A 15,476-nucleotide genomic window follows, 5' to 3' on the forward strand; every position below is an offset into this window, starting at 1 on the left:
GGGCATGACCGGTATCTCTCCCACCGACAGCGTGATGGCGATGCGCAATGCTATCCTGCAGAAGAACGCCGCGCTGCGCGACGTCGCCTCGACCGGCAATGTCGGTTCGACTGGCGGCGCGGGCGCAACGCAGGGCACCGCGCCCGGCGGCTTCACCGATGCGCTCAACAACGCGCTCCAGCAGGTCAACGGCCTGCAGACCCAGGCCGGCGATGCCGCCTCGGCGTTCGAGCGGGGCGAAACCACCGATATCGCTGCGGTCATGCTGGCCAAGCAGCAGGCATCGGTCAGCTTCGAGGCGACCCTCCAGGTCCGCAACAAACTCCTGTCCGCCTACAAGGACATCATGAGCATGCCGGTCTAACCCATGAGCGAGAACGCACTCACCATCGATGGCGGCTCGGCCGCTGCCCCGGCCCTCCCGGCCGTCACCGGTGCCAGCTTCGGCAATGCCAAGGGCGTCGACGCGCTCAAGGCGCGCTTCGCGGGCTTCATCAAGCAGCCGGCCGTGGCCAAGAGCCTGCCGCTGCTCGGCCTGCTCGGCACCGTCGCGGTGGCTGGCGCTGCCTGGCTGGCCCTGCGCGAACCGCCGCAGCGCGACCTGTTCCGCGGCCTGCCCGATGGCGACAAGTCTGCCGTCGCCCAGGTGCTGGACCAGAATGGCATCAAATATGACTTCGACAATGCCGGCGGCATGACCGTTGGCGAGGGCGATTATTTCAAGGCGAAGATGATGCTCGCCGCCCAGGGCCTGCCCAAGAGCGCGCCCGACGGCAACAGCATGATCGACAGCCTGCCGATGGGCGCCAGCCGCGCGGTCGAGAATGAGAAGCTGCGCGGCGCCCGCGAAACCGATCTCGCCCGCACGATCGAGGCGATCGACAGCGTCGAGAGCGCCAAGGTCCATCTCGCGGTCGAAGCGCCCAGCGTCTTCCTGCGCGAACGCACCAAGCCGTCTGCCTCGGTGATGCTGCGCCTGTCGCAGGGCCGCACGCTCACTGACGCACAGGTCAGCGCCATCGTTCATCTCGTCGCCTCTTCGATCCCGGAACTGAATCCGGAAGATATTTCGGTCGTCGACCAGAATGGCCGCCTGCTCAGCAATAATGACGGCAATGCCGCCGACGATCGCCAGCTCGCCATCCAGACCCGGATCGAGGATCGCTATCGCCAGTCGGTGGTCGCGCTGCTGACCCCGATCCTGGGCGATGGCAAATTCTCGGCCGAGGTCCATGCCGAACTGAATTTCGCCGAACGCCAGGCGACCCGCGAAAGCTTCCCCCAGGATGAGGCACGCCTGCGTGCCGAGCAGGGCAGCTGGTCGTCGGACGAGCGTGGCCAGAAGGCTGGCGAGGCTTCGGGCATCCCCGGCGCTCTCAGCAACCAGGCGCCGGTCAACCCGACCGTGACCCAGACCAACCCGAACGGCCAGGCCGTGACGCAGGGCCAGACGGCCGAACAGCAGCAGCCGGCCACGCCGGGCTTGCCGCCGATGAAGACCGAGGAAACCTTCAACCGCAGCTTCGAGCTGGGCCGTGAAGTGTCGGTTACCAAGGATGCTGTCGGCACCGTCAAGCGCCTGTCGGTCGCGGTCGCGCTCGACACCGGCGCTGATGGCAAGCCGCGCTCTGCCCAGGAAATCGCCGCGCTGGAAGCGCTGGTGAAGGGCGCCGTCGGCTTCGACCAGGCCCGTGGCGACGTCGTCGCTCTGTCGGCCCGCAGCTTCGCCAAGGCCGAAGAGGTCAAGGCCCCCTGGTATGAGGCCGACTGGATGTCGCCGCTGATCCGCAATGTCTCGGCTCTGCTGGTCGCGCTGCTGGTGATCTTCGGCATCGGCCGCCCGCTGCTCAAGCGCCGCGCCGCTGCCCAGGAAGCGAAGGTCGTGGAGACCGCCGAAGCCGGGCAGCGCCTGGGTCGCGAAATCTCGGGCGAACTGACCAAGCAGGCGACCGAAAATCCCGATCCCAGCCGTCCGGTGACGCTCGACATGATCTCGTCCACCTATGACTATGCCCAGCGCGCCGACCTGATCCGCAATTTCGTGAAGCAGGATCCCGATCGCGCCGCCCTGGTGGTCCGCGACCTTCTGAAGGAAGGGAAGAAGGAAAATGCCTGAGATCGTCCCCGGCCGTCCCGAGGCGCTCAAGGGCAGCGCCGCCGCCGCCGTCCTGCTGATGCTGTTCGATGAGGATGAAGCCGCCCAGATCCTGTCGCGCCTGGAGCCCGAAGAAGTCCGTCAGCTCGGCTATGCCATGTATGACGTGCAGGATGTCGATCCCGAGGAAGTGAACGAGGCGCTCGACCATTTCGTCACCAAGGCCAAGAAGCGCACCACCATCGGCTATGGCGCGACCCGCCATATCCGCGGCGCGATGACCAAGGCGCTGGGCGAGGAACGGGCCGAAACCATCCTGGCCCGCATCACCCCGCCGACCCGCTCCACCCAGCTGGAAATGCTGAAGTGGATGGACGCCAAGGAAATCGCCATCCTGATCGAGATGGAGCATCCGCAGATCATGGCGATTGTGCTGGCGCATCTGGAAGCGCCGGTTGCCGCCGACGTGCTGCAACTGCTGCCGACCGAATATCAGGAAGAGATCGTCTATCGCATCGCCACGCTCGGCCCGGTGTCGAACGAGGCGCTGGACGATCTGGAGCAGTTGCTGCTGCGTGGTCCGGTCAACAAGCAGGGTGCGGCGTCGCAGCGCGGCGGCACGGTCGAAGCGGCCGCGATCATGAACAATGTCCGCAAGGACAATGAGCAGCGGATCATGAAGGCCGTCGCCAAGCGCGACAAGATGATCGCCCAGACCATCGAAGAGGAAATGTTCGTCTTCGATAACCTGATCGACATGGATGACAAGAATCTGGGCACGCTGATGCGCACCGTTGACAGCCAGGTGCTGGTCGTGGCGCTCAAGGGCGCGAACGACATGCTCAAGGCCAAGATCTTCAGCTGCATGTCGGCCCGCGCCGCACAGGCGATCGCCGACGAGATCGAGGAACGCGGCCCGATCCGCTTGGCCGAAGTCATCGACGCGCAGAAGCTGATCATCGCCACCGCCCGCCGCATGGCGGATGCCGGCACCATCATGCTGGGTGGCAAGGGGAACGACTTTGTCTAAGATCTGGGCCGCCGAAGCCAGCCATGACGTATCGAGCGTGCCGATGATCGGCGTTGGCCAGGTGGCCAGCAACGGCTTCCGCAGCCTTTATGCGGCGCTGCCCGGCGACGTCGTCGCAGCGCCCGCCCGCGCGCCGATCCATGTCGAACCGGAGACCGATCCGATCGACGAAGCCCATATGGCGGGCTTCTCGCAGGGTTTCGAGGAGGGCTATCGCGCCGCCGGGGAAGATCAGGCGAACGAGATCGAGGCGCGCAACCGCCTGACCGCAGCGCTTGAAATGCTGGCGCCGGCACCCAGCGGCAGCCTGTCGACCATGTTGTCGGCCACGGTCGTCCGCCTGGTCGAACAGATTGTCGGTGAAGTGCAGATCGATCTCGACCGGCTGACCCAGCGCTGCGAAGCAGTCGCCGCCTTCATCGACGACAGCAGCGACAAGAGCGCGCTGCATCTGCATCCTGACGACGTCGCCCTGCTCGAAGGCGAGCAGATCGGCGTGCCGCTGGTATCGGACAAGAGCATGCAGCGCGGCTGCGTGCGCCTCGAAACCGCCGATGGCTGGGTCGAGGATGGCCCGGACGTTCGTCTGGCGCGCTTGCGCGCCCTGATGGACGACATGGAGGGTAAGGCATGATCCGCGCCGAGCTGGCGCAGGCCGAAACCCTGTTCGAGCATCTTCAGGTCCAGAACCGCCAGCCGCGCCATGTCGGCCGTCTGGTCAGCCATGATGCCGGCATGCTGGAAGTCACCGGCTTCCGCCGTCCGATCGGTTCGGGCGCCCGCGTCCTGGCCAGCGACGGATCGGTCTGTCGCGCCGAAGTCGTCGGCTTTCGTGGCGAACGCACTTTGCTGGTGCCGCTCGACGCTGACGCGCCGCTGGAAAATGGTATTCGTGTCGAACCCGATAGCCAGGCCAATATGGTGCAGGTGGGCGAGGGGCTGATCGGCCGCGTCATCGACGCCATGGGCCAGCCGCTCGACCGCAAGGGGCCGATCATCGCCGGCGGCGTCTGGCCACTCAACGGCGTGAAGGGCAATGTCCTCGATCGCGGCCGTGTGACCGAGCCGTTCGATCTGGGCGTGCGCGCCGTCAACGCGCTGCTGACCGCCGGTCGCGGCCAGCGCATCGCCATCATCGCCGGTTCGGGCGTCGGCAAATCGGTGCTGATGGGCCAGATGATCGCCGGCGCGGAAGCCGATATTGTCGTCACCGGCCTGATCGGCGAGCGTGGCCGCGAGGTCAGCGACTTCCTCGAAACCAAGCTCAAGCATGCGATGCACAAGAGCATCGTGGTGGCCGTGCCGGCCGACCATCCGCCGGTGCTGCGCCTGCGCGCGGCCGCCCGCGCTACCGCCATCGCCGAATATTTCCGCGCCCGCGGCAAGAAGGTGCTGCTGCTGATCGACAGCCTGACCCGCTGCGCCCATGCCCAGCGCGAGATCGGCCTGGCGCTCGGCGAACCGCCGGCGATGAAGGGCTATCCGCCCTCGGCGCTGGCGCTGATCCCGCGTCTGGTCGAGCGGGCCGGCGTCGACGCTCGCACTGGCGGTTCGATCACTGCGCTCTACACCGTTCTTGCCGATGGCGACGACACCGACGATCCAATCGTCGATGCCGCCCGCGCCATTGTCGACGGGCATTTCGTGCTGTCGCGCAGCCTGTCGGAACAGGCGATCTTCCCGGCGATCGACATCGGCAAGTCCCTGTCGCGCGTTATGGCCGATGTCGTGCCCGACGAGCATCGCCAGGCCGCCGCCGCCTATCGCCGCCTCTGGGCCGCCTATGAGGAAAATCGCGATCTCATCCTGATGGGCGCCTATCGGCCCGGCAATGATCCGGTGATCGACGAGGCGGTGCAGCGTCGCCAGGAAATTCTGAACTTCATCCGCCAGGACCAGAAGAGCCGGATCGACCTTGATACCAGCGCCAACGCGCTGATCGCGGAGTTCGGCGCGTGAAGGGGCTGGTGTCCCGCCGCCACCGCGTGCTGCGCGTGCGCCATGTCCAGCATGCTATGGCCATGGCCGAGACCGCGCGCGCGCGTGAAGAGGCGGAGGGGATCGCTACCAACCTCGAACGTCTGCGCCGGGTGCGCGGCGAGCTGTTCGGGGTTCAGGGCGGCGCTACCGGTGCCTCCTTCGCCTCGATGCAGGAACTGGCCAGCCGTCTGGAGCAGGCCGGTCGCCAGCTCGACGGCGCGCTCTACGATGCCCGCCGCAAGGTGGAGGCGAAGGAAGGGCTCAGCATCGCGGCCAACCGCGAGAAGGAAATTGCCGCGCGCCTGAAGGATCGGGCTCGCGTCGCGCTGGAAGAATGGCGCGAGAACAAGCTTGCCGCGCTGCCGCGCTATCGCCGCATGCAGCGCACGGGGGACAATTGACATGACCATGCTCGCCAGCCTCAAATCGCTGCTCTTCTCCTCGACGCCGCTGGCCGGTGCGACGACGGCCGCTGCTTCGGCCGTAGTCGAGGGTGCGGCCGACTTCGCCGCGCTGCTGAGCGATGTCGATGGCGCGCCGCAGCCGGCTGCGCCTGCCACGACCGTGGGCGCGCCAGCCCTGCCGGCGGAAGCGACGATCGAGGGCGATGCGCCGGTCGTGATGCCCGAAGCAATCGAGGCGCCGGCTCTGCCGGATACCGCCGAATTCCTGACCCAGCGGGCCATGCCGGTCCAGCCGGTCGCAGAACCGGCGCCGCCGGTCGTTGCGGCCGCCTTGCCGGTTGCGGAACCGGTCCTGCCTGTCGCTGCGCCGGTCCAGGATCAGGCGGCCGTCGCGCCCGTATCGGCCGAGCCCGCGCCGATCGTCCTGCCCGAAGGCGAGGCTGTCGCCGAAGCCCTCCCGCTGCCTCTGCCGATCCCGGCGGTCGCGCCTGCGCCTGCCGATATCCGGACGCCGGCGCCGGTTCCGACTGCCGATATGGCCGCGCCGCTGCCGGTGGAAGCCGAAGGCCCGATCGCGCTCGCCCTTGCCGACGCGCCGATCAAGGCCGCGCCGACGCACGCGCCGCAGCCTCTGCCGGCTGCGATGGCCGCGCCCGAGGCCGACGACATCGCCGATGCTGACAGCGAAGCTGACATAGTGACGGCCGATGCGCCCGTCGACAATGACGCGCCGATCGTCGCCGATCCGATTGCCCATTCCTTGCCTGCTGCACTCCCCCCCTTGCCGCAGGCGCCGATCGATGCCCCCGCATCTTCGGCTCCATCCGCGCCGACCCGGGAGATGCCTTTGAGCGTGTCTCCTTCGCTGTCACCTTCATTGTCCCACACCCAGGCCCCTTCGAAACCGGCCGTGGGACAGGAAGCGGTGACGGCCCCGGTGGTCGGCGCGGATGGGCAGGATGATCAGATGGTTGCAGCGCCCGTGACGGCGCCTGCAATGACGCCCGAACTGGTCGCTGCGATGACCCCGGTCCAGCCTGAGCCCGTCGCCAACGCGGTCCCGAATGTCGTGCAGGCGGTTCAGACCGCCCCGCAGCCCGCGATTGCACCGCGCCCGGTCGAGCAGGTCATGCCCGTCGTGGCGGCAGCACCGGTGACGGACGCCGACATGCCGGCCGAAATGGTCGTGGCAGCCGTCAAACCGACCGAGAAGACCGCGCCTGCGGCTGTAACCAACGGCCCGGAAGAGGCCGATGTCGAGATCGCATCCGCCGGCACCGACCTTCCCGCCGCGCCCGTGGCCGCCAAGCCGGCCAAGGCGGAAGCCCTGTCGCTGCTGCAACTGGTGCGCGACCATATGAACCGCCGGACGACGCCGGTGCGCGACAGCGCCGAAGCGGCAGCGCCGGTCACCGATCACACGCCGGACAAGGCGGCCACGGCCGTCGATCCGCTGGTCGCCGCCAACCCGGCCGCGCCCCATCATGGCTCGGAAGTCTCCGTGCCCCAGGCAGCCACGCCCCAGACCCCTTCGGTCACCCCGGCGGCGATGCCGACGGTTGACCTGTCGGCCAGCCTTGGCCAGCAGGTGGTCGATATGGGCGTGTCGGGACAGTGGATTGATGGGCTGGCCCGCGACATTGCCGGCCTGTCGGCCAATGGCGCGCAGGGCCGGTTCCAGATCAATGCCGACCAGCTTGGCCCGATCCAGGTCGATATCCGCCAGGATGGCGATGGCGCGGCGGTCAGCCTGACCGTTGCCAGCGAGGCGGCGGAAATGGCGCTGCGCCAGGATAGTGACCGACTGAAGCTGGACGCGGGCCTTGCCGCCGTGCGGATCCATGAGGTGAAGATCGAACGCGCGCCGCATGTCGCCGAAGCGGCCAAGGCCGATAGCAATGGCCAGACCGGCAGCCAGTCGAACGGCCAGCAGGGCAATGCCTCGCAGCAGCAGGGCGCCTGGCAGGGGGCCGGCCAGATGGCGGGCCAGTCGATGGGCCAATCCTCGTCGCAGGGCCGCTGGCAGGGCCGTGAAAATAATGGCCTTGGCCATAAAGCCGGGAGCGATCCGGCCGTTCTTAACCATGGTGACACCGGCGATAGCGCCGGTGACGTCCGCCGCGCGCGCTACGCCTGACGGCCGGGACGGGATATTCCAGGGGACGTGAACGATGAGCGATGAACCCAAGGCGAAGAAGAAGAAGGGTGGGGGGATGAAGCTCATCCTGCTGGTCGCCGTCGCCATGGTGGTGGGCGGTGCCGGCGCCGCGGGCGGGCTGTACGCCGCCGGCTTCTTCAGCCCCAAGGCCGAAGGCCCCAAGGAAGATCCCAACAAACCCGTGCTCGTCCTGGCGGGCGAGGATGCGCAGGCTGTCGCCACCGCCCATGGCTGGGCCGGTGAAGGTGGCGGCGGTGGCGGCGAAGGCGGTGGCCATGCGAGCGCCGGTGGCGAGGGGCATGCCCCGTCGGCCGCCCATGCGCCGGGCAAGGGCATCGACCTGCCCGCGCCGGCCAATCCGACCGCCTATCAGGCCACCTATTTCCAGCTCCAGGCGCCCTTCACGTCGAACATGACGGACACCGACGCCTTCGCCCAGATCACCGTCGCGGTGTCGACCTATTATGACTATCGCGTGATCGCCGCGATCAAGATGCACGAGATGGCGATTCGCAGTCAGGTGCTGATGATGCTCGCCGAACAGCCCGAGGAGCAGCTGGTCACGCCTGACGGCAAGCGCATGCTGCAAGGAAAAATCCGGGGCATCATCAACGATGTACTCAAGCAGAAGACCGGCTATGGCGGTGTCGATAACGTTTATTTTACCAATTTCGTTATTCAATAGCGCTGCCTGAACGCTGGGAAGTCCCCTGGCCGAGGGCAGGGGACAGACATGAATCACGTTCAATCCTTCGCCTTCGGGCGGGGGGACGCGCAAGCTCCGGTAATGTTGTCGGGCCTCGACCGGCTGGGTGAAAAGCTCGGCCGGCGTATCCGTGCGCTGATCGAACCCATTTCCGGCATCCGCCCGCATGTCGCGGCCGAGGATGCACGGGTCGTGGAGTTTGGCGCCTGGTCGGCCGGCGCGCCCAATTTCTGCAGCCTGTCCATCTATCGCCTGCTGCCCCTGAAGGGGCAGATGCTGCTGTGCATGGACGCCACCATGATCTCGACCCTGGTCGACTGCTTCTATGGCGGCCTTGGCAACCGGGCGTTGCCCGCGCGCGGCGAATTTACCCCGACCGAGGACCGGCTGATCGCCCGCCTGTCCGAAACCATCATGGCCCGCATGGTCGAATGCTGGTCCGAAGTCCTGCCCCTGGAACCCGGCCTGCTGCTGCGTGAAACCGGCATCGGCTTCGCTGCCGCTGCCCAGCCCGCCGACCAGATGGTGGTGCAGCGCTTCCGCGTCGGCCTGGACCGGGATCGCGAATGGTCGATCGACATGGTCTTCCCGCTGGCGGCGCTGCGCGGCGTCGAGGCGCTGATGGGCAGCAAGGTCGCAAGCGACGACGAGCATGTCGATCCGGTATGGCAGGCCCGCGTGGCGCGTCGCATGCGCGACATCCGCCTGCCGGCCCGCACCGTGCTGGCGCGCCCCAATCTCTCGCTGGCGGAGCTGATGCAGCTCAAGGCCGGGGACATCATACCCGTGACGATCGGCCGCAGCCTGCCGCTGATCGTCGGCGACAGGATCGTCGCGCACGGCACGATCGGCGAACAGGATGGCCGTGCCGCCTTCCAGATTGAAAAGATTGCACAGGGACCGGAACAATGAGTGATATGAGCGACGCCCCGATGATGGATCCCCGTGGGGAAGACAGCGCCAGCCGCATGGCGGCGAACCGCCAGTTCAAGCTGCTGGCCGATATTCCGGTGCGCATGTCGGTGGAGGTCGGATCGACCTCGCTGCGCCTGGCCGAAGTCATGGACCTGGCCGAAGGCAGCATCGTGGAACTGGATCGCCAGGCCGACGAATTGCTCGACATCATGGTCAATGGCGCGCTGATCGCCAAGGGCGAGGTCGTGACGGTGAACGGCCGCTATGGCATCCGCATCGTCGATATCGCCGCCACCGAAACCCGCATGGCCGGGGTCGAACGGCGCGGCTGATCGCAGGGCCGTGCTTTTGCGCTTGCCTTGCGGCCCATTCTTGCGGATCGGATGACGCATTAACCTAAACGCGGGGCGCGTGCATGTTCTGGTATTTCGTCAAATTGCTGATCCTGCTGCCGCTTGTGGGCGGCATGGCCTTTGGTGCCTTGTGGCTGTGGCGCAAATATCAGCCCGGCATGATGGTCGGCCAGAATGACCGGTCGCTGAAGCTGCTGGAAGCGCTGCCCATGGGCACGTTCGGCAAGCTGGCCGTGGTCGAGTTCGAGGGCAAGAAGATCCTGCTGTCGGTCACCCGTGGCCGGATCGAGAAGATCGCGGAAGGCGACCCCTATCGTGCGCGCTAGTCACTGGCTGGTCGGCGGCATCCTGCTGACCGCCGGGCTGATGCTGGTCGATCCTGCGCTGGCACAGGCGGTGCCGGCCGCGCCTGCGCCGGTCGACAATGGCGGCGCGCTGACCCGCGCGATGGGACAGATTTCGGGCGACGGCCGCTCGCTGTCGCTGTCGCTGCAGATCCTCGTCCTCATGAGCCTGCTGTCGGTCCTGCCGTCGCTGATCCTCATGATGACCAGCTTCACCCGGATCATCATCGTCCTGTCGCTGCTGCGCCAGGCGCTGGGCCTGCAACAGACGCCGCCCAACCAGGTGCTGGTCGGGCTTGCCCTGTTCCTGTCGCTGTTCGTGATGCGGCCGGTGATCGACCAGATCAACGGCCAGGCCTATGATCCCTATGGCAAGGGCCAGATATCGATTGAGGAAGCGGTCGGCCGTTCGGGCAAGGTGCTGCACGGCTTCATGGCCAAGCAGACGCGCGAGAGCGACCTGAAGCTGTTCGCCAACATGGCGGAGGCCCCGGCTTTCCGCACGCCCGACGACATTCCCTTCACGATCCTGCTGCCGGCCTTCGTCACCAGCGAGTTGAAGACCGCGTTCCAGATCGGCTTCATGATCTTCCTGCCCTTCCTCATCATCGACCTGGTCGTCGCATCGACCCTGATGGCGCTGGGCATGATGATGCTGTCGCCCACGATCATCTCCATGCCCTTCAAGCTGTTGCTGTTCGTGCTGGTCGATGGCTGGGCGCTGACGATGGGGTCGCTCGCCGGCTCCTTCGCGACATAGGAGGGCGGCAATGGAGAATGCGGATTTCTTCATGGGCCTGGCACAGCATGCGCTGTGGATCACGGCGCTGGCGACGGCGCCGATCCTGATTCCGGCGCTGGTCGCGGGCGTGCTGATCGGCATGGTCCAGGCCGCGACGTCGATCAACGAACAGACGCTCAGCTTCATTCCCAAGATTCTGGTCGTGGGTGCGATGCTGACCCTGTTCGGCGGGTCGATCATGGTGCTGATCGCTGACTTCACGCGCGAGATATTCGAGCGGATACCGGACCTGCTGCAATGATCGCACCCGGCTTCGCAGGCGTCGAGACGCAATTGTGGATCTGGCTGATCGCCATGATCCGCCCCGGTGCGGCCTTTCTAGCCGCGCCCGTCTTCGGTGCGCCCGCGATGCCGCTTCAGTTGCGCCTGATCCTCTCGCTCGCGCTTGGCATGGCCGCCCTCAACAGCGTCACCATCCAGTTGCCGCATGACGGCGTCGCCAGTTTCGAAGGTGTGATGCTGGTCGCCGGCGAAGTGCTGACCGGCCTTGCCATGGGTTTTGCCGTGCAGATCGGCTACTCCGCCGCCTTCGTCGCGGGCGAGGCGATCGCCAATACGATGGGGCTGGGCTTTGCCGCGATGGTCGATCCGGGGTCGGGGCAGGGGACGCAGGCGGTCGGCCAGTTCCTGTCGATCCTCTCGACCTTCCTGCTGCTGGCGATGGACGGTCATCTGCTGCTCGTCAGCTTCGTGGTGCAGAGCTACAAGGCGCTGCCGCCGGGCGCGGCGATGCTCAGCAATGATGCGGTCTGGCACATGATCCAATTTGGCGGCTCGCTGCTGGGTGCCGGGGTCACGATCGCGCTGCCGGTCGGCTTTGCGCTGGTGTTGGTGCAGATCGTCATGGGCATGCTGGCGCGCACCGCGCCCGCGCTCAACCTGTTCGCCGTGGGCATGCCGATGGCAGTGATGGCGGGGCTGGTGCTGCTGGCGATGGCGGTGCCGGTGATGGGCGAGGGCATCACCATCGCGCTCAAGTCGGGGCTGGAACAGGCCCGCGCTATCTCGGAAGGACGCTGAGCCATGGCGGGCGGATCCGAGGGCGGCGAAAAGACCGAAAAGCCGACACAGAAGAAATTGCAGGATGCCGCCAAGGAAGGCGACATCCTCCAGTCCCGCGAACTGGGGACGGCCCTGGTGGTGATGGCCGGCATCGGCTGGCTGGCGGTTGCCGGGCCGGGCCTGATCGACGCGTTGTCGGGCATGCTGACCCGCGCGCTGCGCTTCGGGCGCGAGGATATCGTGAACTTCTCGCCGGTGACGCGTGGCACCGGCCTGCTGGCGGACATCGCGCTGCCGGTGGGCGGCGTATTGCTCGCGACCTTCTTTGCCGCGATCGCGGCGCCGGCGCTGCTCGGATCGCTGGGCTTCCGTCCCGGCGCCTTCGCGCCCAAGGCGTCGAAGATGAACCCGGCTTCGGGCCTCAAGCGCATGTTCGGCGCGCAGGGGCTGATCGAACTGGTCAAGTCGATCGCCAAGGTGGGGCTGCTGGGCGCGGTCGGCTTCTGGATGATCTGGGACCGGCTGACCGCGATCATCGGCCTGGGCAAGGCCGGCGTGGGCAATGCGATCAGCGACCTTGGCAACATGTTCATCCTGGTCTGCCTAGTGATGGCGGGCGGGCTGTTCGTGATCGCCGGCATCGACGTGCCGATGCAGATTTTCCAGCGCGGCAAGCGGCTGGGCATGAGCAAGCAGGACATCAAGGACGAGCATAAGGAAAGCGAAGGCTCGCCCGAACTCAAGGGGCAGATCCGCCGGCGCCAGTTCGAGGTGCTGAACGGATCGACCCGCCAGGCGGTGGCAGAGGCCAGCGTCATCATCACCAACCCGACCCATTTCGCGGTGGCGCTGCGCTATCGGCCCGGCGTGGATGCCGCGCCGGTCGTGGTCGCGCGCGGCTGTGACGCGATCGCGGCCTCGATCCGTGAACTGGCCGAGGATCATGGCGTGTCGGTGTTGCAATATCCCGAGCTGGCGCGCGCCATCTACTTTACCTCGCGCGCTGGCGAGATCGTCAATGAAGGCCTCTACATGGCGGTGGCGACGGTGCTGGCCTTCATCTTCCGAGTCGAGAACAAGATGGCGACGGAAATGGACCGTCCGTTCATTACCGTGCCCGAAGATCTGCGTTTCGATCCGGATGGAAAGAAATTGTAGAGAATTTGCTGATACTTGGCAGTTGATCGAAGAAATAGGGCGATGGTGAATTAAAGTTTAGCCACGCTTGTCCGTATTCTGTTTACGGGGACGCATTAGGATGGTGCGTCATGAACGAGTATTTTTCGCGTAGCGAGATTTCGCCAGTGGACCGGAGCGTCGTTCGCGCGCCGGTGCCGGCTGCGGCCGTTCAGCCGGTTTCAGCGACGGAATCTGCGACCGAGCAGGGCAACATGTCTGCCAGCGATGCGCGCAGGCAGGAGAGTTTTGCAGTCGATATCGTTGCGGTCGACGAAGATGCCGCCGGCGCCGCCGAATATGCGCGCATCCATGCCCGGATCGCCGATATCCTGGCCGATATGCGCGCCGGGCAGGGGGATGTGTCGGTCGATGGCGCATCGGCGGCGGTCCAGGCGATGATGCCGCAGCCCTTCATCTACATTCCGCTGCCGCCCGCCACCCGCGAGGCGGTGGAGCAGGCCGCCGACCTGGCCAAGCGGATCGCCCAGCAGGCCAGCTATGCCTATGCGGCCCAGGCGCATGTCGCGCGCGGGACCGTCGACCAGATCCTGTCCGCATCGGCGATCTGATCGCGGCCATGCCCGCTTTTTTGCGGGCTTTGCCATCAGCTTGAAAATCATTCCTAAACATCTTCGCGCTACGGCCGTTCTCTCATTTGAAAGGACGGCCCATGGCAACGACGACGACATCGGTAGGGAGCAGCATCCTGTCGGCGCTGGGTGCCAATTCGGGCATCGACACGAGCGCGCTTGTCACCAGCCTGGTCAGCGCGACCCGCGATCCGCGCCAGTCCGCGATCACCACCCAGCAGACGACCAACAATGCCCGCATTTCGGCGCTGGCGTCGGCCATCAGTTCGCTCGATACCTTCGCCGATGCGCTGACCAGCGTCCTGTCGGGTGCCGAATATACCGGCACGCCCAATTCGACCAACACCAACATCGCGTCGGTCAGCCTGCTGAGCGGCGGCACGCCGGCTGGTCTGCCGGCGCAGCTGGTGGTGAAGTCGCTGGCGACCGCCCGCATCTTCGCCTCTACCGCGACCAGCGGTGCCACAAGCAGCACGGCGGTCGGCACCGGCTCGCTCACCATCACGACGGCGGGCGGCAAGACTGCGACGATCACCGTCGATTCGAGCAATAACAGTTTCTCCGGCCTGGCTTCGGCGATCAACGCCGCCGACATCGGCGTGACCGCGAGCGTCGTCACCGATGCACAGGGCACGCGGCTGGTGTTCAAGGGCGAAACCGGCGCGGCCAATGATTTCACCATCACCAGCTCGGCCGACAGCTCGACCAGCGTTCTCGCTGGCCTCAACAGCAGTGCGATGACCTCGACGTCGGACCCGGCCAATGCGAAGATCACGCTCGACGGCACCGATTATGAATATGCCAGCAACACGATCGACGATGCGATTCCCTATCTGCGGATCGAACTGAGCGCGGCGGACGTCAACAGCACGGTCAACCTGACCATGACGCAGCCGACCGCGACGATGAAGGATCTGCTGCAGGAATTTGTCGACGCCTATAACACGCTGATGAAGGCGCTGAACACGTCGACCTCGACCGGCACGGATTCATCGACCGCGGGCGTGCTGAACGGTGTGTCGGCGGTGCGCGACATGAAGTCGCAGCTCTCGAAGATCACCTCGACCCAGTTGGCCTCGACCGGCAGCTACAAGACGCTGGCCGATATCGGCATCGCGACCAACCGCGACGGCACGCTGACGCTCAACACCGACACGCTGGACAAGGCGCTGGCCGCCGATCCGGCGGGCATCACCAAGATGCTCAATCCCGCCAAGTCGACCGCCGACAATCTGGGCCTGTCGGGCCTGATGGACAGCGTGCGCGACAATATCGAGCTGGAGAACGGCCCGATCAAGGCGGCGCAGGACCGTTATGAGAAGCTGGCCGACAGCCTGACCGAACAGCTCGAAAAGCTGGACGAGGACATGGCCGACTATGAGACGCGCCTGACTTCCATCTATTCGGCAATGCAGACCAAGCTGTCTGCGCTCAACGCAACCCAAAGCTATCTCCAGCAGCAGATCGATGCCTGGAATAGCAGTGACGATTAACCGGGGATTTTGACGCATGTTCTATAATCACAGCTTTGCGGGTACGGCAGCGGCACGACGCTATGCGGCGGTGCATTCGGGCAGCCGGATCGAGGGCGCCACGCCCCACGCGCTGGTCAAGATCCTGTTCGACGAACTGCTGATCGCGCTCGATGCCACGGCGCTGGCCGAACGCAATGGCGACCGGCTGAAGGTGTCCGACAAGCAGGCGCGCGCCATGTCGATCCTGTTCGCGCTGGAAGCGAGCCTCGACTTCGACAAGGGCGGCGACATCGCCACCGGCCTGGCGCGCATCTATCGCGAGGCCCGCCGGCTGCTGCTGGTCAGCGCCAAGGAGCATGATGCCGCGCCGGTTGAGCAGGCCCGCGCCATGGTCGGCGAGATTGCCGATGCCTGGAGCCAGATCGGCCAGCCCTGATCGCTCA

The 15,476-nt window shown here is 66.1% G+C and carries 18 protein-coding genes; all 18 read left to right on the forward strand.

Translation table 11 applies throughout. The features are described 5' to 3' along the window. The first annotated feature begins 4 nt into the window (after positions 1–4). The 18 genes from fliE to fliS all read left to right on the forward strand — a co-directional run bounded on the left by fliE (position 5) and on the right by fliS (position 15,469). Positions 5–364: a flagellar hook-basal body complex protein FliE gene (gene fliE / locus HH800_RS02115; RefSeq protein ID WP_037517575.1), complete on the forward strand. Its 360-nt coding sequence runs from the start codon at positions 5–7 to the stop codon at positions 362–364. 3 nt (positions 365–367) lie between these two features. Continuing rightward, a complete protein-coding gene (fliF, locus tag HH800_RS02120; protein WP_004208191.1) occupies positions 368–2,116 on the forward strand; it encodes a flagellar basal-body MS-ring/collar protein FliF in 1,749 nt (582 codons plus the stop codon). After that, on the forward strand, positions 2,109–3,125 hold the full coding sequence (gene fliG / locus HH800_RS02125; protein WP_017500447.1) for a flagellar motor switch protein FliG: 1,017 nt from the start codon (positions 2,109–2,111) through the stop codon (positions 3,123–3,125). The genes fliF and fliG overlap by 8 nt, the downstream gene beginning before the upstream one ends. Continuing rightward, entirely contained in the window at positions 3,118–3,759 is a 642-nt protein-coding gene (locus HH800_RS02130) for a FliH/SctL family protein (protein ID WP_037507678.1), read from the forward strand. The genes fliG and HH800_RS02130 overlap by 8 nt, the downstream gene beginning before the upstream one ends. Then, the gene (locus HH800_RS02135) at positions 3,756–5,084 is read left to right on the forward strand and encodes a FliI/YscN family ATPase (RefSeq protein WP_010338846.1); all 1,329 of its coding nucleotides are present in this window, start codon (positions 3,756–3,758) and stop codon (positions 5,082–5,084) included. The genes HH800_RS02130 and HH800_RS02135 overlap by 4 nt, the downstream gene beginning before the upstream one ends. Further along, entirely contained in the window at positions 5,081–5,506 is a 426-nt protein-coding gene (locus HH800_RS02140; RefSeq protein ID WP_169860043.1) for a hypothetical protein, read from the forward strand. Before HH800_RS02135 ends, HH800_RS02140 begins: the two co-directional genes overlap by 4 nt. Position 5,507: 1 nt before the next feature. Then, on the forward strand, positions 5,508–7,646 hold the full coding sequence (locus HH800_RS02145) for a flagellar hook-length control protein FliK (protein ID WP_169860044.1): 2,139 nt from the start codon (positions 5,508–5,510) through the stop codon (positions 7,644–7,646). A 34-nt stretch (positions 7,647–7,680) separates the two neighbouring features. Next, a complete protein-coding gene (locus HH800_RS02150) occupies positions 7,681–8,352 on the forward strand; it encodes a flagellar basal body-associated FliL family protein (RefSeq protein ID WP_010338843.1) in 672 nt (223 codons plus the stop codon). A gap of 48 nt (positions 8,353–8,400) precedes the next feature. Further along, positions 8,401–9,285, forward strand: a complete 885-nt coding sequence (locus tag HH800_RS02155) for a flagellar motor switch protein FliM (RefSeq protein ID WP_004208184.1) — start codon at positions 8,401–8,403, stop codon at positions 9,283–9,285. Beyond that, positions 9,282–9,620 (forward strand): flagellar motor switch protein FliN, encoded by a 339-nt coding sequence (fliN, locus tag HH800_RS02160; RefSeq protein WP_004208183.1) that lies wholly within the window; start codon positions 9,282–9,284, stop codon positions 9,618–9,620. The genes HH800_RS02155 and fliN overlap by 4 nt, the downstream gene beginning before the upstream one ends. Before the next feature lie 83 nt (positions 9,621–9,703). Next, positions 9,704–9,967 (forward strand): FliO/MopB family protein, encoded by a 264-nt coding sequence (locus HH800_RS02165; protein WP_004208182.1) that lies wholly within the window; start codon positions 9,704–9,706, stop codon positions 9,965–9,967. Between the two features lie 40 nt (positions 9,968–10,007). Further along, a complete protein-coding gene (gene fliP, locus HH800_RS02170; RefSeq protein WP_169863187.1) occupies positions 10,008–10,745 on the forward strand; it encodes a flagellar type III secretion system pore protein FliP in 738 nt (245 codons plus the stop codon). A gap of 10 nt (positions 10,746–10,755) precedes the next feature. Next, the gene (gene fliQ / locus HH800_RS02175) at positions 10,756–11,028 is read left to right on the forward strand and encodes a flagellar biosynthesis protein FliQ (RefSeq protein WP_004208180.1); all 273 of its coding nucleotides are present in this window, start codon (positions 10,756–10,758) and stop codon (positions 11,026–11,028) included. Next, positions 11,025–11,807 carry a flagellar biosynthetic protein FliR gene (gene fliR / locus HH800_RS02180; protein WP_004208179.1) on the forward strand — a complete coding sequence of 261 codons (783 nt, stop codon included), beginning with the start codon at positions 11,025–11,027 and terminating at the stop codon, positions 11,805–11,807. The genes fliQ and fliR overlap by 4 nt, the downstream gene beginning before the upstream one ends. A gap of 3 nt (positions 11,808–11,810) precedes the next feature. Continuing rightward, positions 11,811–12,947 carry a flagellar type III secretion system protein FlhB gene (flhB, locus tag HH800_RS02185; protein WP_169860045.1) on the forward strand — a complete coding sequence of 379 codons (1,137 nt, stop codon included), beginning with the start codon at positions 11,811–11,813 and terminating at the stop codon, positions 12,945–12,947. 110 nt (positions 12,948–13,057) lie between these two features. Beyond that, positions 13,058–13,537, forward strand: a complete 480-nt coding sequence (locus HH800_RS02190) for a hypothetical protein (RefSeq protein WP_010338839.1) — start codon at positions 13,058–13,060, stop codon at positions 13,535–13,537. Positions 13,538–13,638: 101 nt separating this feature from the next. Beyond that, entirely contained in the window at positions 13,639–15,051 is a 1,413-nt protein-coding gene (gene fliD / locus HH800_RS02195; RefSeq protein ID WP_169860046.1) for a flagellar filament capping protein FliD, read from the forward strand. Positions 15,052–15,067: 16 nt separating this feature from the next. Next, on the forward strand, positions 15,068–15,469 hold the full coding sequence (gene fliS / locus HH800_RS02200; protein ID WP_004208175.1) for a flagellar export chaperone FliS: 402 nt from the start codon (positions 15,068–15,070) through the stop codon (positions 15,467–15,469). Positions 15,470–15,476: the final 7 nt, after the last annotated feature.

It is taken from the genome of Sphingobium yanoikuyae, assembly GCF_013001025.1.
Taxonomy (GTDB): domain Bacteria; phylum Pseudomonadota; class Alphaproteobacteria; order Sphingomonadales; family Sphingomonadaceae; genus Sphingobium; species Sphingobium yanoikuyae_A.